Source organism: Ruegeria sp. YTSC003 (genome assembly GCF_059609785.1).
Genome location: NZ_JBXWMK010000001.1, coordinates 421,084 through 443,436 on the forward strand (window position 1 = coordinate 421,084; position 22,353 = coordinate 443,436).

Annotated in this window: 23 protein-coding genes and 1 pseudogene; 11 read left to right on the forward strand and 13 right to left on the reverse strand. The window is 57.2% G+C overall.

Translation table 11 applies throughout. The annotated features are described in order from the left end of the window. The first annotated feature begins 5 nt into the window (after positions 1–5). The gene (kdsA, locus tag AC2FFH_RS02085) at positions 6–839 is read left to right on the forward strand and encodes a 3-deoxy-8-phosphooctulonate synthase (protein ID WP_496843621.1); all 834 of its coding nucleotides are present in this window, start codon (positions 6–8) and stop codon (positions 837–839) included. 14 nt (positions 840–853) lie between these two features. Continuing rightward, on the forward strand, positions 854–2,350 hold the full coding sequence (locus AC2FFH_RS02090) for a phosphomannomutase/phosphoglucomutase (protein ID WP_496843622.1): 1,497 nt from the start codon (positions 854–856) through the stop codon (positions 2,348–2,350). Between the two features lie 56 nt (positions 2,351–2,406). On the opposite strand, the gene AC2FFH_RS02095 is transcribed toward AC2FFH_RS02090, so the two are convergent. Then, positions 2,407–4,356, reverse strand: coding sequence for an AsmA family protein (locus AC2FFH_RS02095; RefSeq protein WP_496843623.1), 1,950 nt, complete (start codon positions 4,354–4,356; stop codon positions 2,407–2,409). A 94-nt stretch (positions 4,357–4,450) separates the two neighbouring features. Here AC2FFH_RS02095 and rimO point away from each other — a divergent pair, with 94 nt between their 5' ends. Then, positions 4,451–5,839 carry a 30S ribosomal protein S12 methylthiotransferase RimO gene (gene rimO / locus AC2FFH_RS02100; protein ID WP_496769027.1) on the forward strand — a complete coding sequence of 463 codons (1,389 nt, stop codon included), beginning with the start codon at positions 4,451–4,453 and terminating at the stop codon, positions 5,837–5,839. Between the two features lie 609 nt (positions 5,840–6,448). On the opposite strand, the gene AC2FFH_RS02105 is transcribed toward rimO, so the two are convergent. After that, positions 6,449–6,637, reverse strand: a complete 189-nt coding sequence (locus tag AC2FFH_RS02105) for a hypothetical protein (protein WP_058275732.1) — start codon at positions 6,635–6,637, stop codon at positions 6,449–6,451. 214 nt (positions 6,638–6,851) lie between these two features. On the opposite strand from AC2FFH_RS02105, the gene AC2FFH_RS02110 reads away from it, so the two are divergent. Beyond that, positions 6,852–7,094: a CDGSH iron-sulfur domain-containing protein gene (locus tag AC2FFH_RS02110; protein ID WP_496724077.1), complete on the forward strand. Its 243-nt coding sequence runs from the start codon at positions 6,852–6,854 to the stop codon at positions 7,092–7,094. Here the strand turns inward: AC2FFH_RS02110 and AC2FFH_RS02115 are convergent, their stop codons facing one another. From AC2FFH_RS02115 to AC2FFH_RS02130, 4 genes are all read right to left on the reverse strand, one after another. After that, positions 7,095–7,355, reverse strand: a complete 261-nt coding sequence (locus tag AC2FFH_RS02115; RefSeq protein WP_496843624.1) for a DUF6455 family protein — start codon at positions 7,353–7,355, stop codon at positions 7,095–7,097. It abuts the gene before it with no gap. Positions 7,356–7,421: 66 nt separating this feature from the next. After that, positions 7,422–7,697: a DUF6455 family protein gene (locus AC2FFH_RS02120; RefSeq protein ID WP_496843625.1), complete on the reverse strand. Its 276-nt coding sequence runs from the start codon at positions 7,695–7,697 to the stop codon at positions 7,422–7,424. Positions 7,698–7,765: 68 nt separating this feature from the next. Continuing rightward, on the reverse strand, positions 7,766–8,134 hold the full coding sequence (locus AC2FFH_RS02125; RefSeq protein WP_496843626.1) for a YigZ family protein: 369 nt from the start codon (positions 8,132–8,134) through the stop codon (positions 7,766–7,768). Beyond that, positions 8,131–8,838 carry a M48 family metallopeptidase gene (locus AC2FFH_RS02130; RefSeq protein ID WP_496843627.1) on the reverse strand — a complete coding sequence of 236 codons (708 nt, stop codon included), beginning with the start codon at positions 8,836–8,838 and terminating at the stop codon, positions 8,131–8,133. The genes AC2FFH_RS02125 and AC2FFH_RS02130 overlap by 4 nt, the downstream gene beginning before the upstream one ends. A gap of 122 nt (positions 8,839–8,960) precedes the next feature. Here AC2FFH_RS02130 and AC2FFH_RS02135 point away from each other — a divergent pair, with 122 nt between their 5' ends. After that, positions 8,961–9,209, forward strand: coding sequence for a DUF8831 family protein (locus tag AC2FFH_RS02135; RefSeq protein WP_496738177.1), 249 nt, complete (start codon positions 8,961–8,963; stop codon positions 9,207–9,209). Here AC2FFH_RS02135 and AC2FFH_RS02140 read toward each other — a convergent pair. After that, positions 9,197–9,471 (reverse strand): annotated as a pseudogene (locus AC2FFH_RS02140) (DUF167 domain-containing protein). The gene AC2FFH_RS02135 and the pseudogene AC2FFH_RS02140 sit on opposite strands and share 13 nt — an antisense overlap. Positions 9,472–9,609: 138 nt before the next feature. Between AC2FFH_RS02140 and AC2FFH_RS02145 the strand changes: the two are divergent. Continuing rightward, on the forward strand, positions 9,610–10,188 hold the full coding sequence (locus tag AC2FFH_RS02145; protein WP_496769034.1) for a nitroreductase family protein: 579 nt from the start codon (positions 9,610–9,612) through the stop codon (positions 10,186–10,188). Continuing rightward, the gene (locus AC2FFH_RS02150) at positions 10,185–10,883 is read left to right on the forward strand and encodes an EI24 domain-containing protein (RefSeq protein ID WP_496843628.1); all 699 of its coding nucleotides are present in this window, start codon (positions 10,185–10,187) and stop codon (positions 10,881–10,883) included. The genes AC2FFH_RS02145 and AC2FFH_RS02150 overlap by 4 nt, the downstream gene beginning before the upstream one ends. A 3-nt stretch (positions 10,884–10,886) precedes the next feature. Here AC2FFH_RS02150 and AC2FFH_RS02155 read toward each other — a convergent pair whose 3' ends face one another. Further along, entirely contained in the window at positions 10,887–11,162 is a 276-nt protein-coding gene (locus tag AC2FFH_RS02155) for a DUF1467 family protein (protein ID WP_496769039.1), read from the reverse strand. 21 nt (positions 11,163–11,183) lie between these two features. Continuing rightward, positions 11,184–11,588, reverse strand: a complete 405-nt coding sequence (mce, locus tag AC2FFH_RS02160) for a methylmalonyl-CoA epimerase (protein WP_058275955.1) — start codon at positions 11,586–11,588, stop codon at positions 11,184–11,186. A gap of 134 nt (positions 11,589–11,722) precedes the next feature. Here mce and AC2FFH_RS02165 point away from each other — a divergent pair, with 134 nt between their 5' ends. Next, complete coding sequence (locus tag AC2FFH_RS02165) at positions 11,723–12,439, forward strand: response regulator (RefSeq protein WP_496843629.1); 717 nt, start codon at positions 11,723–11,725, stop codon at positions 12,437–12,439. A gap of 247 nt (positions 12,440–12,686) precedes the next feature. Here AC2FFH_RS02165 and aspS read toward each other — a convergent pair whose 3' ends face one another. The 4 genes from aspS to AC2FFH_RS02185 all read right to left on the reverse strand — a co-directional run bounded on the left by aspS (position 12,687) and on the right by AC2FFH_RS02185 (position 16,938). Next, complete coding sequence (gene aspS, locus AC2FFH_RS02170) at positions 12,687–14,462, reverse strand: aspartate--tRNA ligase (RefSeq protein WP_496843630.1); 1,776 nt, start codon at positions 14,460–14,462, stop codon at positions 12,687–12,689. A 78-nt stretch (positions 14,463–14,540) separates the two neighbouring features. Further along, the gene (locus tag AC2FFH_RS02175) at positions 14,541–15,212 is read right to left on the reverse strand and encodes a CPBP family intramembrane glutamic endopeptidase (RefSeq protein ID WP_496769044.1); all 672 of its coding nucleotides are present in this window, start codon (positions 15,210–15,212) and stop codon (positions 14,541–14,543) included. Continuing rightward, a complete protein-coding gene (locus AC2FFH_RS02180) occupies positions 15,209–15,856 on the reverse strand; it encodes an aminotransferase class IV family protein (RefSeq protein WP_496769046.1) in 648 nt (215 codons plus the stop codon). The genes AC2FFH_RS02175 and AC2FFH_RS02180 overlap by 4 nt, the downstream gene beginning before the upstream one ends. Beyond that, a complete protein-coding gene (locus tag AC2FFH_RS02185) occupies positions 15,811–16,938 on the reverse strand; it encodes an aminodeoxychorismate synthase component I (protein WP_496769154.1) in 1,128 nt (375 codons plus the stop codon). Before AC2FFH_RS02185 ends, AC2FFH_RS02180 begins: the two co-directional genes overlap by 46 nt. Before the next feature lie 176 nt (positions 16,939–17,114). Between AC2FFH_RS02185 and carB the strand changes: the two genes are divergently transcribed. The 3 genes from carB (at position 17,115) to AC2FFH_RS02200 (ending at position 22,349) form a co-directional block, all read left to right on the forward strand. Further along, complete coding sequence (gene carB, locus AC2FFH_RS02190) at positions 17,115–20,459, forward strand: carbamoyl-phosphate synthase large subunit (RefSeq protein ID WP_496843631.1); 3,345 nt, start codon at positions 17,115–17,117, stop codon at positions 20,457–20,459. A gap of 254 nt (positions 20,460–20,713) precedes the next feature. Further along, entirely contained in the window at positions 20,714–21,124 is a 411-nt protein-coding gene (locus AC2FFH_RS02195) for a VOC family protein (RefSeq protein ID WP_496843632.1), read from the forward strand. Positions 21,125–21,218: 94 nt separating this feature from the next. After that, positions 21,219–22,349, forward strand: a complete 1,131-nt coding sequence (locus AC2FFH_RS02200; protein WP_496843633.1) for a hypothetical protein — start codon at positions 21,219–21,221, stop codon at positions 22,347–22,349. Positions 22,350–22,353: the final 4 nt, after the last annotated feature.

A 22,353-nucleotide genomic window follows, 5' to 3' on the forward strand; every position in this document is an offset into this window, starting at 1 on the left:
GACACATGAAACATGTAAAAATCTCCGACCTCACGGTCGGCAATGATCTGCCTCTGACGGTCATTGCCGGCCCCTGTCAGCTTGAAAGCGCGGATCATGCGCAGATGATCGCAGGCAAAATGAAAGAAGCCTGTGATGCCGCCGGTGCGCAGTACGTTTTTAAGGCCTCGTATGACAAGGCGAACCGCACCTCAATTTCAGGTGTCCGTGGACCCGGAATTGCCAAAGGTCTGTACATTCTGGATGATGTGAAAAAACAAACTGGGGTGCCTGTCCTGACTGACGTACATACGCCAGAGCAATGCGCGGACGCTGCCAATGTTTGTGATGTTTTGCAGATTCCCGCGTTATTGTGCCGTCAAACCGACTTGGTGTTGGCCGCAGCCCAAACAGGCGCGGCGATCAATGTTAAAAAAGGGCAATTTCTGGCACCATGGGATATGGCGAACATTGTCACCAAGATAGAGAGTGTTGGTAACTCGAATATTCTGCTGACAGAACGTGGCACCTCGTTTGGGTACAACACCTTGGTGACAGATATGCGCTCGCTCCCGCAGATGGCGGCGACAGGCTATCCGGTTGTGATGGACGCAACCCACTCGGTTCAGCAGCCTGCAGGGCTTGGAGGTTCGACCGGTGGTCAGCGTGAATTTGCTCCGGTGATGGCGCGCGCAGCTGCCGCCATAGGCGTCGGTGCTGTGTTTATTGAAACACACGAAGACCCGGACAAGTCTCCGTCAGACGGTCCGAACATGATCTATCTGGACCAAATGCCTCAATTGATTGACACTTTGATGCGCTTTGATGCATTGGCCAAAGCCAATCCTATACAGATTTGAGTAAGAGCAATAGCATGACCAAACCCATCCCCGAGGTGACCCCGAACACCTGGAGTTTTCTGCGCGATCCGATGATCAAGCCAACCGGCTTTCGCGAATATGACGCGCGCTGGAAATACCCGGAAGAGATCAACCTGCCCGGCATGACCGCGCTTGGCTTGGGTCTGGGCACACAGATGCGCAAGCGTGGGATCGAACCGGTGATCGCGGTGGGCAACGACTATCGCGACTACTCGCTGGCGATCAAGAATGCGCTGATCCTGGGGCTGATGCAGGCTGGCATTCAGGTCAAAGATATTGGCCCTGCGCTTAGCCCGATGGCCTATTTCGCGCAATTCCATCTGGATGTGCCCGCCGTAGCCATGGTCACAGCCAGCCACAATCCGAACGGCTGGACCGGGGTGAAGATGGGCTTTGACCGCCCGCTGACCCACGGCCCCGATGAGATGTCAGAATTGCGTGACATTGTCCTGAACGGCGAAGGCGTCACCCACGACGGTGGGTCCTACGAATTCGTCGAGGGCGTAAAAGAAGCCTATATCGACGATCTGGTCGGTGATTTCAAAATGTCCCGTCCCCTGAAAGTCGTATGCGCAACCGGAAACGGAACAGCTGCGGCCTTTGCGCCTGAGATTTTCGAGCGCATTGGCGTCGAAATGGTGCCCAGCCACACCCAATTGGATTACACTTTCCCCCACTATAACCCCAACCCCGAGGCTATGGAGATGTTGCACGACATGTCCGCCTCTGTGAAAGCCAGCGGTGCTGATCTGGCTCTGGGCTTTGACGGCGACGGCGACCGCTGCGGTGTTGTGGATGATGAGGGGGAAGAGATCTTCGCCGACAAGGTCGGTGTGATCATGGCCCGTGATCTGGCCAAATTGTATCCGAACTCGACCTTTGTGGCAGATGTGAAATCCACTGGTCTGTTTGCCAGTGACCCCGAATTGCAGGCCCTTGGTGTCAAAGCGGATTACTGGAAAACCGGCCACAGCCACATGAAGCGTCGGGTCAAAGAGATCAACGCGCTCGCCGGTTTTGAAAAGTCTGGTCACTACTTTCTGGCTGAACCGATCGGGCGCGGCTACGACTGCGGGATGCGGGTTGCCGTTGAAATCTGCAAGCTGATGGATCGCAATCCTGACCAAAGCATGTCGGACCTGCGTAAAGCGCTGCCGAAAACCTGGTCGACGCCGACCATGTCGCCCTATGCCGCCGATACCGAGAAGTATGACATTCTTCAGCGGTTGGTCGACAAGCTGGTTGCCAAGGCAGATGCCGGAGATACCTTTGCCGGTCGCGCGATCAAAGAGGTCGTCACTGTCAATGGCGCTCGTGTCATTCTGGACAATGGCAGCTGGGGTCTGGTGCGCGCATCCTCGAACACTCCGAACCTTGTTGTGGTCTGCGAAAGCAGCCAGAGCGAGGACGAAATGCGCGCAATCTTTGCCGATATCGACGCGGTCATTCGCACCGAACCCGGCGTGGGCGACTACGATCAGACCATCTAAGCACTACTGCGTTTCGGGGCATCTTCTGCCCCGAAACCTTTGCGTATTGGCGCTGATTAGTTACCGCCAAATAGCTTCAGCAGCCCCTTGTTCACTTCGTCTTCCAGTTTGTTCTTGATCGCATCTTCGATCTGATCACTGTCCGTAATCGTCGTGTTCAGCTCGTCCCCGACTTTGTCTAAGACTTTCTGCTTGGCCTCATCTTCAAGCTCTTTGGCTTTTCCTTCAGCAACAGCTTCAATGACTTTGGTCAGATCCGGCTTGATCGACGGGTTGCTCCACGGCCCGACGATTTTCACTGGTACCGCGATGCCGTTTCCCGAATTCGCGCGCAGCGCAACAGGTGTGAAAAGATAGTCGATATCGCGGTTGCCGATTCCGACCCGACCGGAACCGTCGGCTCGGAAGTTATCCAGCGCCATCAATAGGTCGTTGTTCCACAATACCCCTTGATCCATGGTGAAGCTGGCGGACAGGCTGTTGAATACGGTTGTGCCGCCCTCACCCCCGCTGCGGCCCATCAGGCGGTCCAGATCAAACCCCGAGATCACGCCCTTGCCCACGTCCACACGACCCTTGCCGCTGAGTGAGCGCATGATCTGATCCTCGGTCTGTCCAACTCCCAGAAACTCAAACGATCCTGATCCGGTGCCGGACAACCGCTCGATCCCGCCAAGGGCGGACAGAGCTTGCTGTACGTCCATACCATCCGCGGTCAGATTGCCGCCGACCGATAAACCGTTCCGGTTGTTGGCAACCACTTGCCCGTTCAGATGCCCTGAAAACAATGTGGCAGGATTCATCTGAAGAACCGCCCTGGATCGATCAAGGTTAAGCGTCAGATCGCTGGGTCCCAGCGTCAGGCCCGGTACGGCAATGGAATTGGCTTTGAGGCGGATTTTGCCATTCGCCAAGGCCAGCGCAGACGCATCAATCGGGGTGGTCGACCACCCTTGGTCAGGCGACGGCGCCGACCCTCCGCCAGCGCCACCAGGCGTATAATTGAATTGAGTAAGATCCAGGTCACCGCCTTCCAGCCGTGCGGTAATCTGCGGCGGGTCCGAGATAACGATATCTGCCTCGCCGGTCAGGCGATTATTATCCAGCAACGCCACCAAATTGCGCAGTGAAATCCGACCATCGCTGGTATAGGTCATTTGCCCGGCCACGTCAGCCTCGCGCCCAAGACCCAATGGCTCCCCAACACCGGCCTGACCAAAAGCAGCCAGCATACGTTCCGTGTTCGTCGTTTTGGCCAGCAATCTGCCATCCATTTCACCAGCCAGATTGACCCGGCCTGCAAAACCGAACTCTCCTCCGGGCGCGGTCATGGTCAAATCCAGCGGCGTTACCGCGCCGGACGCGTAAGCTGGCAGATCTTGAATCTTGAGGTCGACATCGACCGCCCCCCCGGGCACTGCCATCTGAGCCTGAACCTGCAGAGGCGCCGAAACGTCCGGCCAACTGGCCGCCAGATTGACATTGGCAAAATCGAATTTAGTTGCGCCGTTTTCGATATAGACCAAACGTGCATTCGTCAGCTTCAGATGATCCAGCGTCACCTCGCCCTGCTGCCCTTGCGGTGCCGCGCCGCTTGCAGCCCCCGCCGAGGTTGTGTTTGCGGGTGCCGAAAGTTCCCAATTCCCACGCCCATCCGAAAGTTCCAACCGCAGAACCGGATTGTCGGCAATCACCCGTTTGATGCGTAGGTCTCCGGAGATCAGCGCTGCAGCATCAACCCCCACGGCCAGGCTTTCGGCGCTCAGCATTGGTTCAGGACCGGCCCATTGTGCATTTCCAAAAGTCACCGGACCGGTTTCCAGCCCCAGCACGGGCCAGAAAGACAGGTTCACATCACCCGTAAGCTTCAGGTCACGCCCGGTTTGGGTGCGGACCTGCTCGGCCAATATGGTGGCCAGCTTGTCGCCGGGCATCAGCAGCAAGGCCCCGATGACCAATCCAAAAACCGCCACCAACAGGAAAACTATGCGCAACAGCCACTTCATATTCTGCTCTCCGCCTTTTTTCATGCGTTAAAAAGATCATCCAAAGCCTGCGCCGCATTTGCAAGGGGAAGCGTTCCCCACTATATGCCGCGCAATGACAACGAACCCGCCAAACCTCCGCCCCGACCTGGCGCCTACCGCCCGGATGCCCGAGACGCCACGTTCGAACCAGCCGACCATCGGTATGGTATCCTTGGGCTGCCCCAAGGCCCTGGTCGATAGTGAGCGCATTCTGACGCGCCTGCGTGCCGAAGGATACGGCATCTCGCCCGACTATTCAGGCGCGGATGCCGTGATCGTGAATACCTGCGGGTTTCTCGACAGTGCCAAGGCCGAGTCGCTGGACGCGATCGGCGAGGCGCTGGTCGAGAATGGCAAGGTCATCGTGACCGGCTGTCTGGGCGCGGAACCGGATTACATCCGCGAACATCACCCGCGCATCATGGCTGTTACCGGCCCGCATCAATACGAGCAGGTACTGGATGCGGTGCATTCGGCAGTGCCGCCCGATCCTGATCCGTTTGTGGACCTGCTGCCTGCTGCAAGCGTACAGTTGACCCCCCGACATTACAGCTATCTCAAGATTTCCGAGGGCTGTAACCACAAATGCAAGTTCTGCATCATCCCTGACATGCGCGGCAAGCTCGCCAGCCGCCCGGCCCACGCGGTGCTGCGCGAAGCCGAAAAGCTGGTCGACAATGGCGTGCGTGAATTGCTGGTGATCTCGCAGGACACATCCGCCTATGGGTTGGACCGGAAGTATGACTTAAACCCGTGGAAGGACCGCGAGGTGCGCAGCCACATCACCGATCTGGCGCGTGAGCTGGGGCAGTTGGATGCATGGGTTCGGCTCCACTATGTCTACCCCTACCCGCATGTGCGCGAGTTGATCCCCCTGATGGCCGACGCCGGATGCAACATCCTGCCCTATCTGGACATCCCGTTCCAGCATGCCCATCCGGACGTTCTGAAACGCATGGCACGCCCGGCAGCGGGAGCCAAGACTTTGGATGAGATCGCCGCATGGCGCGCAACCTGCCCGGACATCACGCTGCGGTCGACCTTTATCGTCGGTTATCCGGGCGAGACCGAGGCCGAGTTCCAGACCCTTCTGGATTGGATGGACGAGGCGCAACTGGATCGTGTTGGCTGCTTCCAATACGAAAACGTCGATGGCGCGCGATCAAACGACCTGCCAGATCACGTTCCAGCCGAGGTCAAACAAGAGCGTTGGGAACGCTTCATGGAAAAAGCGCAGGCCATCTCCGAGGCTAAGCTGGCCGCCAAGGTCGGCCAGACCATCGACGTGATCGTGGACGAGGTTGATGACGAAGCCGCCACGTGCCGCACCAAGGCGGACGCGCCCGAGATCGACGGGAACCTGTTCATCGATGAGGGTTTCGATGATCTGAAGCCTGGTGACATCGTATCGGTCGAGATCGATGAGGCCGGCGAATACGATTTATGGGGCAAACGCACCTGACCCTAATATGCCCGTTCACCCCAGATGGGCAGAGCGTGATTTAAGTTTATTGGCTTGAGCCGGGATTTTCCCGGACCATGAATGAAAACCTCAACTTGCTGGAAGGAGGGTTTTCATGGCGTACTTTCGTGCAATCTCATTCAATTGCTTGGCCGCGATACTTGCGTCCCAACTTTTTTCTGGCCCGGCAACTGCAGGCAGCATCACCGTTGGAACGAGCGGCCAAGTTGTTGTTGGGTCAAAATCGCAACATGTTCATAACAGCAATAAAATCCGCATTCACCGGCACTATTACTCTCCGAATGTCTACACACCAAAAGTCTACCACGCAAAACCGGCCCCTAAGAACGCGCCCTACGTTCAGCAAAAGCAAAAAAAGAAATCCTATCGCTACCTTTATGCACCACGGTACGAGTCAAGGCGTCAACACTATCACCGCAAGTCGTTTGGGCACGGATATTGACGGCTGGCGAGGCGATGATTGCCCATTTTCGACGCATTCTGATCTGACCCGCGCCGGCCTAAAGCGGGCACAAAAAAACCGCCCAACAAGGGCGGTCGGATGCGTTGAGTAAGCGGGCGGCCAAAACAAGACCGCCCGCAGAATTCTTACTGAGCGACCGGGTTACAGATGGTCTGTCCCGCTTCAGTCGTGGCCAGCTCGGTTCCAGCCGGGCAGCTCGGTGTGCCGAACTTGTCGTATTCAGGCGTGATGTAAACCGGCGTCGGCTCTTCCTGCTGCGAGCATGCAGCCAGAACCAGGGCAATTGCACTAACGGCAGCAAATTTAAGTTTCATGTCCGTCATTCCTCTAAAAATTTTCTCATATTGCCCTATTATCTGGGGCCAGTCTCAAAATACGACCTCGTTGATATTATTGCAACAAAATCAATCACAGTTTTGTGAGAACGGCAAAACCATGCTGCTTGCATAAAGAAACATAAGCGCTCTACACGCCCCCGCGATGGCCTTATAGTTGTTTCACGACATTAGCCAAAAGCGGAGCAGCCACATGTCAGATGAGCCGAAACCTGCCCAAAAAGCCCCCTACCCGGTCGAAGTGACCGAAGGGAAAACCTATTTCTGGTGTGCCTGTGGCAAGTCAGAGCGTCAGCCCTTCTGCGATGGTTCACACAAGGGAACCCAGTTTGAACCAGTGAAGTTTACTGCCGAAACCAGCAAGAAAGTATTCTTTTGCGGGTGCAAACAAACGGCCAATCCGCCGCTGTGCGACGGTTCGCATTCCAAGCTCTGACTAAGTCTTCAAAGCGTTCAGCGTTTCTGCATTCACGCAGAATTCAGGGGCCGAATCGGCTTTGACCTGTTGTTTCGACAACCACAATTCGCATTGGTCGCTGCATTCAGAGGCACGACAGCGTGTCACGATCTCCGCATAACCATTGGTGGTCAACCGCCCCTCGGCCATCGCTTCGGTCAACGAAACATCCATACATCTGGCTACCGACCGGGTTAGCCAAAAGTGTTTCTCCACGTCGCCCAGAGTATCTCGGGTCATTGGCAGATCTGCCTTTTGTTTACACAAAGCGCCGTCAAACACAGCAATGGCGCGGCATGATTTTTCTTATCCGTCGCGCTTGCTTTCCGACAGCGAAGTGAGGCGGTCAAACAGGGACGTATTCCTGCAGTATTCCGGGGTTTTCTGGCCTTGGGTAGATTGTGCCAGAAATTGCGCACAATGATCTGGGTTCGAACAATTACTGCAACGCAGGACCGCATCAGAGATCTGGTCAATCGAGACGTCACCGCCTATGGCCGCATCTTCCAGATCGACCCCGACGTGGGTTGCCATCTGGTCGACCAGTTCCGCATGTCGTTTCAGAGTATTTTTGCCAAGCATTGCGCTGTCTCCCTGTCGCACGGTTCTGACAGGATAGCGCAGCGGCCCGAACAGGCATTTGACTCAGGTCAAGACCCGGCACCGATATGGTCCAGATAGGCGCGGGTCGCATCCTGCACCCTGCGAAACCGGTCACCGCCCAGTTTTTTGCCCCCGTACCAGCGGGTGACAATGATGACGTGGCCCTCCAGTCCGGCCCTTTCGAGCATGCGCAGGATGACCATTCCGGCACCGCTTTCTCCATCGTCCGCCTTGAGAGCCCCTGTCGGCAAGATCGCCGCCCAGGTATTGTGCGTTGCCTTGGCATAGGCTTTGTCGGACTTGAGGTCTTGCAGAACGGCATCCACGCCCTCGCGCGTTTGCACCGCAGCTCCCGACACCGCGTATTTTGACCCACGATCCGTCAGGATTACACCCAGCCTTGTTATTTGGGTCATTGCGTCAGCCCAAGTTTTCGGGCCGTGTTCTGAACCATCTGCACACGCTGCGCATTCGGCGGGTGTGACGCCAGAAAACTGTCCTCCGGGTCCGGGATGCGGTCGAAGTACTTTGCACCGATCAACGGGTTATATCCGGCATTGTGGGTAATAATTGTGCCCAACTGGTCAGCCTCAAGCTCGAAGGCCTTGACGTTCAATTGAACACCCACTTCCGCCCCAATTTTTTGTGTGCGCTCCAGGTCTTCGCCCTCTTCTCCAAAGAGCTTGCCCAGATTGTTGAATATTGCAGCGCTTTCTTGCGCGTTTTCCGACTGACGAGGGATATGGCGCAGAAGGTGATGGGCCGCTTCATGCCCAAGGACAAAAGCCAGTTCATTTGGGTTTTGTGCTGACTGAATCATGGAACGGGTCATAATGATCACCGGCTGACCCCGGTTATCCAAGGTCTGAAACGCATTCGCTTCCGCTTGTGGATTGAGATCAACAAGAACCGTGAAATCGCAATTTTTGACTTTGGCCCGCTTCAGACACTCAGCCCGGGCTTCTTTGCCGATAGAGCGGCTGACATCTCGAACTGCGGCCGCCTCTACCTGATACTCGCCCAAGGTCCCCGACCATTGGGTCGCGGGTTGCAATCGCATCTCGCCAGCACTACAGGCCGCCAGAAAAAGAGGAAGAAACAAACAGATCAGACGATACATTCATAATCCTTTGAAACGGTCGGCCCGTTTTCACGACCATAGCGCGGAGCTGCGCCAATCACCACAGCCCGATTGGTAAGGTACGGGTTGCATTGCACTCGGCTGACCTGCACTCTGCTTTCATGTTTTCGATTGAGCATGAATTCGACTCGACAGTCATTACTCTGGTGGACGAAGGCCCAAAGCCTTTGCAAGAGGATGTCGTCATCAACAGCTTCGCCGAATGTGTGACGCTTGAACAATTGGACCCGCGCACGGATCAGATTCAGAGGATCACGTTGTCCCCTGAACAGGTGCGCGATCTGGCGGCGGCTTTGGACTTGCCGGAAGGCGTGTACCAAGTCCGGGAAACACCGGATCAGGGTGAATAGACAAACACCTCGTCGCGCGACGTCTGCCCCGCTTTAGGATCAGAGTGGACGGTGCCACCCCCATGGCCACGGCCAAAATGTTGCGCACCGCCTCGTTTGCCTTGCCATTTTCGGGCGGCGCGGTGACGGTGATGCGAATGTTTCCCTGATCGGTTAAAATCCCATCCTTCGCAGCTTTCGGCGTGACCCGGACCTCGATCCCTTCATCGGGTACGGCGTGCGCGCTCAGATCCGGTACATTTCGCAGCTTTGGTTTGGCCATCTTCCCTCTCTTCTTCTTGAACATCCTTGCACGAACGCTCAGGGAGTGAAATTGATCTCCTGCATCCAGCCACTTGCCCTTGAAACCCGCCAGATGTTCAACCACATACACAACCGCCTATGTAAAGAAAGTTAACATATGTCCTTGAAGAATCCGGCCGCCCTGGAGTTTCTGCAATCGCGCCGGTCGCGCCCTGCAAAAACGCTGGTTGAACCCGCACCGACGCGGGAACAGCTGTTGCCCCTGCTGACAGCCGCCGCACGCAGCCCGGATCATGGCAAGCTGGAACCCTGGCGTTTCATCGTGCTTGAGAAAGGTGCCATGCCGCGTCTGGCGCAGCTGACCGAAGATTGTGGCGCGGCCCTGGGCAAGTCTGCTGAGGATATCGCCAAAGCCCGCAGTCAGTTCGACATGGGCCATCTGGCGGTCGCCGTGATCGAGGTTCAAAAACCCTCCGCGAAAATCCCTGCAATCGAACAGACCTATTCCGCTGGCGCAGTGTGCCTGGCTTTGCTGAACGCGGCGCTTGCTGCGGGTTGGGGCGCGAACTGGCTGTCCGGTTGGCAGACCCACAACCGGGACTTTTGCAAAAAGGCGTTCGGGCTACAAGATAATGAACGCGTCGCGGGTCTGGTCCATATCGCGACCGAGGGCAAAGCACCGCCCGAAAGACCCCGCCCTGACGTGGATGGGTTGACGCAGTGGGTTTCGGAATGACCATTCTCAACGCCTTTTTTGCAGCGCTGGGACAGATCGGCGACCCAAAGTTCCGGGCTGTCCTGTTGCGCGGCGTTGGTCTGACGATTGTTTTGCTGATCGCCGCATGTGCTTTGGCGATCTGGCTGATAAACAGGCTGTCGGGGAACGAGATCTCTCTGCCCTTTATCGGTGCCGTGCCGTGGTTGAACGACGTGCTGAATTATTCCGGCATCTTTGTCGTCCTGATCCTGCCCGTATTTCTGATGGTCCCGGTGGCCTCGGCGATTACGTCGATGTTTCTGGAAGACGTCGCGCAAGCGGTCGAAGACAAGCATTACCCGTCTTTGCCTGCTGTACCAGCCATTCCATTCAGCGAAAGCCTGCGCGACGGGCTGAGCTTCATGGGAGTTCTGATCGTTGCCAACCTGCTGGCCCTGATTCTCTATGCAATCTTTACCCCACTCGCTCCCTTAATCTTCTGGGGCATGAACGGTTTCTTGTTGGGGCGGGAATACTTTACGCTGGCGGCCATGCGCAGGTTGGGTCGCGAAGGTGCACGTAAGCTGCGCGCCAAACACGCAACGACCATCTGGATGGCAGGCATTTTGATGGCGATCCCGCTATCCGTGCCCCTGGTGAACCTTGTGATCCCAATCCTTGGGGTCGCAACGTTCACCCATATCTACCACAAGCTATCAGGGTCTATGGCTTAAAGATCAGCGCTGCGGCTCCAGCTGGTTCAGCCAGTCGAAGTCTCGCACGGAAATCATGCCGGACAGGATGATGCCTGCGATAATGGCCCAGATCACCACCGTGATACCGGTGGTGATCCACATCTTTTTCTTCAGGTGATGCTCTTCAGGTGCGCCCGCGTGGGTGCCCGGAACGATATCACCCAGATCGCCCTGTGTCTTGATGCGAATTGGCAGCACCACCAGCAAGGTCATGAACCAGATCACAGCGAACAGAACGGCCGCACCAGTAATCGACATCTTATCCCCTCCGCGGTTAGGTTACACCTGTTCCAGCTCGACCAGGCAGCCGTTAAAATCTTTGGGGTGCAGGAACAGCACCGGTTTACCATGCGCACCGATCTTGGGCTCACCCGAACCCAGCACGCGCGCGCCGGTTTCTTTCAGGTGATCGCGGGCAGCGATGATATCCTCGACCTCATAGCAGACATGGTGGATGCCGCCAGCGGGGTTCTTTTCCAGAAACCCGTTGATCGGGCTGTCATCGCCCATCGGATAAAGCAGTTCGATCTTGGTATTGGGCAGTTCGATGAACACAACTGTGACGCCGTGATCCGGCTCATCCTGCGGCGCGCCGACTTTCGCGCCCAGCGCGTTGCGATACTGCTCCGAGGCGGCCTCAAGATCGGGTACGGCAATGGCTACGTGGTTCAGGCGACCAATCATGGAACTCTCCTCTGTTCTGCGTTGCAGCGGTTATGGGGGCTGATTGAACAAAGAACAAGTGCGCCAAATTGCCGTTAACGCCCTGTTAGCCAGAAGTTCCTAGCGTGAGGTATCTGCTGATTAGGAGTTCCGCCATGGACGATTCGAGCCCCTTCGCCTCTCCCGCGCAGCCGACGGCCACGCGGCCCCTGCTGGGACAAACTATTTTGGTTGTGGAAGACAGCCGCTATGCCTGCGACGCCATTCGGCTGATGTGCCTGCACAGCGGCGCACGCATCAGGCGGGCGGATTGCCTGCAATCGGCACGGCGTCACCTGCAGATCTACCGCCCGTCTGTCATCATCGTAGACATGGGTCTGCCGGACGGGTCCGGCGCGGATCTAATCGCTGATCTGTCTGAGGCTGCGCCCCGCATTGGGGCCATTCTTGGCATGTCCGGGGATGACCACATGAAACGCACCGCAATGCGGGCCGGTGCTGATGGGTTTCTGGCGAAACCCTTAAAATCGCTGGCTTATTTTCAGACATCCGTTCTGGAACGTTTGCCCGAAGATCGCCGCCCCAGCAGCCTGCATGCCGTCCGGGATGAGATCATTAACGCCGATCCGTTGGCCTATCAGGATGACATGGCCCATATCGCCGACGTTCTGGCCGGTCCGAATGATCAGCGCACGCTAGATTACGCGGCACAGTTTCTGCGCGGGGTCGCCCGCGATGCCGACGATACAGTTCTGGCGGACGCGGCGCAGCGGCTTGCCGAGTCCCGGGCAGGCGGGACCCCAATAACGGCCGTGGCCGCTCAGGTCGCCGGGATTGTGCAGACCCGTTTGAAACAGCGTGAGGCGATTTGAGATGATGACCGCTTACTTCATAACCGCAACGATCTTGTGTCTTTGGGTCTACTGGCAAGCCCGCGCTACCGCCCGCGATATTCGCTCCAGCAGGAAGTCCTTTAGGGACCCATGGGAATAGGTCGCCAACAAACAGGCCACGCAGACCTGTGACCAAGCTATGAATACCGGTCCATGGCCATGACCTTTGCACAAGCGCAAGCCATGAGAAAACCCGCTGCAGGGTAAGCAGCGGGTTTTGTTATTCTCAGTCCTGAGGGATGATCCGCAAGCCCAGCTCCATCATCTGATCCGAGGTCGGATCGGATGGTGCGTCCATCATCAGGTCCTCGGCACGCTGGTTCATGGGGAACATCATGACCTCGCGGATGTTGGCTTCATCGGCCAGCAGCATCACGATACGGTCGATACCAGCGGCGCAGCCACCGTGCGGCGGGGCACCATAATGGAAGGCGTTGAACAGCGCACCAAAGCGGCTTTTGACTTCATCCTCGCCATAGCCTGCCAGCTCAAAGGCCTTAAGCATGATCTCGGGCTTGTGGTTTCGGATTGCACCCGACACCAGCTCATACCCATTGCAAGCCAAGTCGTATTGATAGCCTCGCACATCCAGAGGATTGCCTTCCAGAGCCTCCATTCCGCCCTGCGGCATCGAGAACGGGTTGTGTTCAAAGTCAATGGCACCGGATTCTTCGTCCTGTTCGTAGATCGGAAAATCCACGATCCAGGCAAAGGCGAAGCGGTCTTTCTCGGTCAGGTTCAGTTCCTCACCGATAACATCACGCGCTTTACCAGCGACCTTTTCAAAGGCTTTGGGCTTGCCACCCAGGAAGAATGCCGCATCACCGACACCCAGACCCAGTTGCTGACGGATGGCCTCGGTGCGTTCGGGGCCGATGTTTTTAGCCAGCGGACCTGCGGCCTCCATCCCTTCGCCCTGATCGCGCCAGAAAATGTAGCCCATACCGGGCAGACCCTCTTTCTGAGCGAATGCGTTCATGCGGTCACAGAACTTGCGGCTACCACCGGTAGGCGCGGGGATGGCGCGGATTTCGGTGCCTTCCTGCTCCAGCAGCTTCGCGAAAATCGCGAAGCCAGACCCGCGGAAGTGGTCAGAGACCACTTGCATTTTGATAGGGTTCCGCAGATCGGGCTTGTCGGAACCGTACCACAATGCAGCATCCTTGTAGGAAATCTGCGGCCAGTCCTGATCGACTTTACGGCCACCGCCGAACTCTTCAAACACGCCGGTCAGAACGGGCTGGATCGTGTCGAACACGTCCTGCTGTTCGACAAACGACATCTCAAGGTCAAGCTGGTAGAAATCGGTGGGCGAGCGGTCGGCACGCGGGTCTTCGTCACGGAAGCACGGCGCGATCTGAAAATACTTGTCGAAGCCCGACACCATGATCAGCTGTTTGAACTGCTGCGGGGCCTGCGGCAGCGCGTAGAACTTGCCCGGGTGCAAACGCGACGGCACAAGGAAGTCGCGCGCGCCTTCAGGCGAAGATGCGGTGATGATCGGCGTCTGATACTCGCGGAAGCCCTGATCCCACATGCGTTTGCGCATCGAGGCGACAACGTCCGAGCGCAGGGTCATGTTCTGCTGCATCGCCTCGCGGCGCAGGTCCAGGTAACGGTAACGCAGACGCGTTTCCTCGGGGTATTCCTGATCTCCGAACACCATCAGCGGCAGTTCGTCAGCCGCGCCCAGAACCTCAAGCTCCCGCACGTAAACTTCAATCTCACCAGTCGGCAGTTTCGAGTTCACCAGCTCCGGGTCACGTGCTTTGACGGTGCCGTCGATGCGGATACACCATTCCGAACGTACTTTCTCAAGCTCGGCAAAAGCTGCACTGTCACCATCACACAGAACCTGTGTCACACCGAAATGATCGCGCAGATCGATGAACAGCACGCCGCCGTGATCTCGTACCCGATGCACCCAACCGGACAGGCGGACGGTTTCACCGACATTGGCGGCGGTCAGTGCGGCGCAGGTGTGGCTGCGGTAGGCGTGCATGGATTTATCCCTTCGGGCGTAGAATTCGTCGCGCCGGTACACCCTGTCAGGCTTGGAAAGTCAAGGCAGGTCGCGCCGTCAAAACGGCCTTTGCACGTTGCCGGAATAGAAATAGATGCCCAGACCCGCCGCAAAGATAACATTCCCCGCAATAGCATGCAGCAGGACCGCGTAGAAAAACGACCCGCGTTGGCGGTAGGCCCAAGTGAACAACAGCCCTCCGCCAAAGGTCATGATGGCGACAATCCAGCTCCAGTACATCAGGTGGGCCAGCGAAAACAAGGACGCGTTCAGTAGGTAAGCCGCCTTCCCGTTTGGCAGGATCGCCTGGTAGCGGCGGAAGAACAGCGACCGGAACAAAAGCTCTTGCGGAAGGGCCGAAGCAATCGGGTAAGCCAGCCAGATCACTGCCAGGAATTCGGGCCGGTAGAGAAGCATGCGAAATGCAACATCCGGTCGCATCGCCATGACGACCGCCGAGCAAAACGCCGCCATGGCAACAGTGAAGAGAGCGAGCTCGCGCCACGTCCAATTGCGCCAGTTGTACCGAAGTTCGGCCCAGGCAAAACCCGGCGTGTAATGGAGCAGGATGATACCGATGGCCGTGAAGGTGAACAGCGACGGAAACATCCAATTCGGAGGAAAAAAGACTGCAATCAGAACTGGCACTGCGATAAAGAACAGGCCGAACTCCAGCCGTAGCCGCAGGTGATGCGTCCCGTCATGCGCCCAATCGCTTTGTTTGCTCACAATACCGCCAATTCCGCCCGGATCAGGCCACGTAAGGAATTCCCTACGAAAACTTTTTCCGCGTTTTTCAGATCGGTCAAGGACAAGACGCTTTCGGTAACCTGTTTATTATCAATCAGTTCTTCTCGCAGAATCCCCGGAAGCAAACCACAGGTCAGCTTTGGCGTCAGACGACGGCCGTCCGGCATATGCAGGAACAGGTTGGTGATGGTCCCTTCGCACAGTTCTTCACGTTCATTCAGAAAAAGAAATTCGTCTATTCCGTCCGGCAGCGATGCGCGAGCCGTATCATAAACAGAGCGTTGTGTCGTCTTGTGCTGCAACCAAACATCCGACGCGGAAAGCCGCATTTTGGTGACCGCGACCCGCCATAATGGTGGGTTGTCGGCCAAAGCTCCGGTTGTCACATCGTATGTTCCATCAACTGCCAGTGTAAGCCGGCACCGCAGAGGAGATTGCCCTCCGACAGTGTCCAGTGCCTGGATGGCTGCGCCCACATCGATAGGCATGCCCATGGCCGCAGCTGACCGGGCCATACGGGATAGATGTCGATCCCGGCGAACGAACCCTTGGCCGGGTCGAAAGGCCAGTGTTTCGATCAGGCGGAAGTCAGGGTCAGCTGGTGGGCAAAGCGAGCTTTCCATAGCGCTTCCTCATATTCCGATGGGGCCGTGCTGTCCCAGATCACTCCACCGCCGACATTGAGGGTGGCCGCGCCATCCTCGACCATCAGGGTTCGGATGGCCACGTTGAATTCGGAACGCCCGTCCGGCGCAGCCCACCCGATTGCACCGCAATAAACATCGCGAGGCCAGGGTTCGAGATCGGACAGAATCTCCATGGCTCGAATTTTGGGGGCACCGGTGATGGAACCGCAGGGAAACAGAGCAGTCAGGATATCGGACAGCTCGGCGCCCATATGCAGCTGCGCCTGCACCAGCGAGATCATCTGATGCACGGTCGCATAAGTTTCGACTTTGAACAGTTCGGGCACCTTGACGGATCCGGGCATCGCGACGCGGCTGATATCGTTGCGCAACAGATCGACGATCATCAGGTTTTCAGCCCGGTTCTTTTCGTCGACCGCCAGGAACGCGCGACGCCGGGCGTCTTCAGCCATATCCTCGCTGCGGGGTTGGGTCCCCTTCATTGGGCGGGTTTCGATCCCGCGGTCCGCGTTCGTGCGAAAGAACAGTTCGGGAGACCGGCTGAGCAGATCGGGCAACCCATCCTGCTGGATCAGCGCGCCGTGACCTACGGGCTGTCCGGCCGTGAGCGCGGCATAAAGCGCGGCGCTATCGCCCTCTACAGTCATATCAATCGGGAATGTCAGGTTGGCCTGATAAATATCCCCTGCCCCAATGGCGTCGTGCACGTGTTGAAACGCCTGCGTGTACCGCGCCTCGTCCCAGCGCGGCTCAAACTGGGTCACGCCACCGGATGCAACCGGCAATTCCCGCTGAATGGGGCGATCATAAACGCCGAAGCATAGTAAAGGCAGCCGGCGGCCTTCTGGCAAACGCTCAGACAGGCGCGGTTCCAGCACGTACCCTAGCTCATAGCTGGCATAGCCGGCCAACCAAGCCCCTTGCGCGCGCGCCGCGTCCAGCGCCTCCAACGCTTGGGGCACGTCCTCCGCATTGTCCGCGCGGATCATATCGGCTGGCCGGTCAAAACTGGTTCCTGACCCGGCTGGCCCCTGATCAAAACGAATACGCAATTGCATCCTCATTTGTCGTGCTGCGCGGTATAGAGAATACGCCGCCAAGGGAAAGGGGGGAAAGCGGCAATTTCGCCCCTGTTTCCGATCCCCCTTGCACCTTTTCACGCGGTCCCTATAACGCAGGACAATTTGGGCGCTTGGGGGTGCCCTGAATCGCGGACAATCGAAGGAACGTGGCCATGCCGAGAAGAACCGACATTCAGTCGATCATGATCATCGGGGCGGGCCCCATTGTTATTGGTCAGGCTTGCGAGTTCGACTATTCCGGCGCTCAGGCCTGCAAGGCACTACGGGAAGAAGGGTACCGGGTCATCCTGGTGAACTCAAACCCCGCCACGATCATGACCGACCCCGAATTGGCCGACGCGACTTATATCGAACCGATCACGCCAGAAGTTGTCGCCAAGATCATTGAAAAAGAACGCCCCGACGCGCTGCTGCCCACCATGGGCGGGCAGACCGGCCTGAACACCTCGCTCGCGCTGGAAGAGATGGGCGTGCTGGACAAGTTTGGCGTCGAGATGATCGGTGCCAAGCGCGACGCCATTGAAATGGCCGAAGACCGCGCCTTGTTCCGCGAGGCGATGGACCGGCTGGGCATCGAAAACCCCAAGGCCGAGATCGTGACTGCCCCCAAGAACGAAAGCGGCAAGAAAGACCTGGACGCCGGTGTGGCGCTGGCCCTCGAAACCCTTGAAAATGTAGGCTTACCCGCCATCATCCGCCCCGCCTTTACGCTGGGCGGCACAGGCGGCGGCGTGGCGTATAACCGCGAAGACTATATCCATATTTGTCGCACCGGCATGGATGCCTCGCCAGTGGGCCAGATCCTAATCGACGAAAGCCTTTTGGGATGGAAAGAATACGAGATGGAGGTGGTGCGCGACACCGCCGACAACGCCATCATCGTCTGCTCCATCGAAAACATCGACCCGATGGGCGTGCACACGGGTGACTCGATCACCGTCGCCCCGGCCCTGACGCTGACTGACAAAGAATACCAGGTCATGCGCAATCACTCGATTGCCGTGCTGCGCGAGATCGGCGTCGAGACCGGCGGATCGAACGTACAATGGGCGATCAACCCGGTCGACGGACGGATGGTCGTGATCGAGATGAACCCGCGCGTATCGCGTTCTTCGGCGCTGGCGTCAAAGGCAACCGGTTTCCCGATTGCCAAGATCGCCGCCAAGCTGGCCGTCGGTTATACGCTGGATGAGCTGGACAACGACATCACCAAAGTCACCCCGGCCAGCTTTGAGCCGACCATCGACTATGTTGTCACCAAGATTCCGAAATTCGCGTTCGAGAAATTCCCCGGCTCCGAGCCCTACCTGACCACCGCCATGAAATCGGTGGGTGAGGCCATGTCTATCGGCCGTACTATCCACGAATCGATGCAAAAGGCGCTGGCTTCGATGGAATCGGGTCTGACCGGGTTTGATGAGGTGGAAATCCCCGGCCTGAATGTCGGTGTCTGGGACGAAGCCGACGACAAGGCCGCCGTCATCAAAGCAATCAGCCAGCAGACGCCCGACCGTCTGCGCACCATCGCGCAAGCAATGCGCCACGGGCTGACCGACGATGAGATCTTTGGCGTCACCAAGTTCGACCCTTGGTTCCTTGCCCGTATCCGCGAGATAATCGAAGCCGAACGCCAAGTGCGCAAAGACGGCCTGCCCGTGACCGAGGAAGGCATCCGTAAGCTCAAGATGCTGGGCTTTACTGACGCGCGTTTGGGAAATCTGACTGGTCGTGACGAAGACAACGTCCGCCGGGCGCGCCGCAATCTGGGCGTTACAGCCGTGTTCAAACGCATCGACACCTGCGCCGCCGAGTTCGAGGCGCAGACGCCCTATATGTATTCGACCTACGAAGCCCCCATGATGGGTGACGTAGAATGCGAGGCGCGTCCGTCTGACCGCAAGAAAGTCGTCATCCTTGGCGGTGGCCCGAACCGGATTGGTCAAGGCATCGAGTTCGACTATTGCTGCTGCCACGCCTGTTTCGCGCTGACCGACGCTGGTTATGAAACCATCATGATCAACTGCAACCCCGAGACCGTGTCGACCGACTACGACACCTCGGATCGTCTTTATTTTGAACCTCTGACTTTCGAACACGTCATGGAAATCCTGACGAAGGAACAGGAAAACGGCACGCTGCACGGTGTGATTGTTCAATACGGCGGTCAGACCCCGCTAAAACTGGCCAACGCGCTGGAATCAGAAGGCATTCCGATCCTCGGCACCACGCCGGACGCCATCGACCTGGCCGAAGACCGTGAACGGTTCCAGGCACTGGTCAATGATCTGGGCTTGAAACAGCCTAAGAATGGCATCGCATCTACCGACGAACAAGCGCTGGAAATTGCTGAAGATATCGGTTTCCCGCTGGTGATCCGCCCCTCATACGTTCTGGGTGGTCGCGCTATGGAAATCGTGCGCGATATGGATCAGCTGAAACGCTACATCAACGAGGCGGTGGTCGTCTCGGGTGACAGCCCTGTACTGCTGGATAGCTATCTGGCTGGTGCGGTTGAGCTGGACGTCGACGCCCTTTGTGATGGCACAGACGTTCACGTTGCAGGCATCATGCAGCACATCGAAGAAGCCGGCGTCCACTCGGGTGACTCGGCCTGTTCGCTGCCGCCCTATTCGCTGTCAAAAGAAATCATCGTGCAAATCAAGGACCAGGCATACAAATTGGCCAAGGCACTGAACGTTGTCGGCCTGATGAATGTGCAGTTCGCGATCAAGGACGATGAAATCTACCTGATCGAAGTAAACCCACGCGCCTCGCGGACCGTACCGTTTGTGGCCAAGGCGACCGACAGTGCGATTGCTTCGATTGCAGCACGCGTCATGGCCGGTGAGAAACTTTCGAACTTCCCTATGCGCCCCGCATACAAGGATGGTCAGGATACCAAGATTGCCGACCAGATGACGCTGGCCGATCCGGACATGCCGTGGTTCTCGGTGAAAGAGGCTGTTTTGCCTTTTGCCCGCTTCCCCGGCGTTGACACCATTCTGGGCCCGGAAATGCGTTCCACTGGCGAGGTCATGGGCTGGGACCGCGACTTCCCGCGCGCCTTCCTCAAGGCGCAGATGGGCGCAGGCATGGTTCTGCCCTCTTCGGGTCGTGCGTTTATCTCGATCAAGGACGCCGATAAAGGTGCCGCTATGCTTGAAGCCGCTCAAGTTCTGACGGAACAGGGCTTTTCGCTTGTCGCGACCCGTGGCACACAAAGCTGGTTGGCCGAGCAAGGCGTTGCCTGTGAGATCGTCAACAAGGTCTATGAGGGCCGCCCGGACGTGGTCGATATGTTGAAAGACGGCCAGGTTCAGCTGTTGATGAACACCACCGAAGGCGCGCAAGCGGTTGAGGACAGCAAAGCCATCCGATCCATCGCACTGTATGACAAGATCCCATACTACACGACAGCTGCCGCAAGCCACGCCGCCGCGCTGGCGATTAAGGCGCAGACCGAAGGCGATGTCGAGGTTAGATCGCTGCAGGGCTGATCGGCCTTAACCTGCTTACACGACCGAACGTTTCGCGCGCCCGTTGACCTTGTGTCCCCGGGCGCGCATCTTTTCTATGATTGAGCAGAAGGAAAAAAACAAATGCGCAGGTTTATTGTTTTCGCCGCAATGATGACGCTTGCAGCGTGTGATGTGCCCTTTGTCCCGCTGATCTAAAACAGCTTTCAGTGCCGTTTTTCTGTAACCCTCCGATATAAAGGCCGTGTGATACCGTCCCTAAATCGGGGGAAGCCGTGCGCCTTTACGTCACTTATGGAACAAATGACCTGTCGCGGGCCATTAAGTTCTATGACGCGATCTTTTCTGTCTTGGAACTGCCACGCCTTCCGGGATGGACCAAAGATCGTGCGGGTTGGGGAACCGAACCAGACGATGGGACCGGGTTCTGGATAAACACACCCTTTGACGGGAACCCTGCCGATGTGGGCAACGGGACGATGATCGCGTTTCCCACCCAAAGCGCCGCAACGGTCCGACAGTTTCACACTGCAGGGCTGGAGCATGGTGGCACAGACGCTGGTGCCCCGGGTACAAGAGACTATTACGCACCTGATTTCTATGTCACTTATCTGCGCGACCCTGACGGGAACAAACTGTCCTGTTTTTATTATCACTATGACCCGGCGAGGGATCCGGGCGACTGAACCCGGCGCTAGAAATACCGATGAGCTGGCTATCTAAGCGCATGTAAGTTGGCGGCAACAATTCGAAATTGCCAGCAAGTTTAAGGCAACGACATTGACACAAGAGCACTATCCGATTTTTGCCTCCAGCAGCCTTACGGAACTCGGGCTACGCCGCGAAATGAAACCGGGCCATGTTGGCCCAGACTATACCGAGCACGTGTACGACTATGACACGTTCTGGTACGATGCATTTTGGGACCGGGGCAGCCTGGTGGTTTTCTGCCCAAAACTGTTCGGCCTGTACCACGTGATCCGAGAAGGCCAGTTTTATCTGGATGAAGACAAAGTCGGGAAACCCCGCCTGAAGTCCCATGAGTTCTATGATCTATTGATCATCCGGACGTCAAAGAAGCCACAAACCCTAAGGTTTGAATGGCGCGGTTCTGGTGTCGAGTCGCCCGTGAATTCGGTCCAGCAGGATTCGGCCCCTCACACTGGGAAAAACGTGGCCGTAACCTTGTCGCGTGACAACGACCTGACCTGGATTGAAGATTTTGCCCGTTACCATTGTCAGATGCATGGGCTGGAGCAGATGCTGTTCTTCGACAATGCCTCAACCCGGTATGGGCTGGACGACATCCGCGAAGCGCTGAGGCGGGGTGGGATCCATAACCCAACGGTGCTGTCCGCGCCTTTCAGGTACGGCGTTGTTTCGCAAGACAGAAAGGGCAAAAACCGTCACAATACGATGTTTCTGCAGACTTCGCTGCTGAACATCGCGCGCTTGCGTTTTCTTTCGGGCGCTCGCGCGGTTCTTCAATGTGATATTGATGAACTGGTCTGGTGCAAAAGCGGTACAATTTTTGACCTCACCCAAAAACGGCCAACCGGGTTTGTCCGCCTGGGTGTGGAATGGCGGTATCCGGATGCAGGCTGCACCGAAAATTTTCGACATTCCGATCACATCCGCAAAAAGGCGGACGACAAACTGTGCAGAGCCAAATACTGCATCGCGCCCTCTGGTCCTCTTTGGTTTACGTCATGGCACGTCCACACAATCGGGCTGTTGAAGTCACGAGGCAGTCTGATCACCCCAAAATCCAATGGCGTCTGGCATTGCAAGGCAATCACGTCGAGCGCTTGGCGAAGTTATGACACTAATGCCCGATCCAACTATGACATTGCCCCTGAAACGCAGGCGGCCTTAGACCGAGTCAATTGGTCGAAAAACCCGGCTGGATAGGACA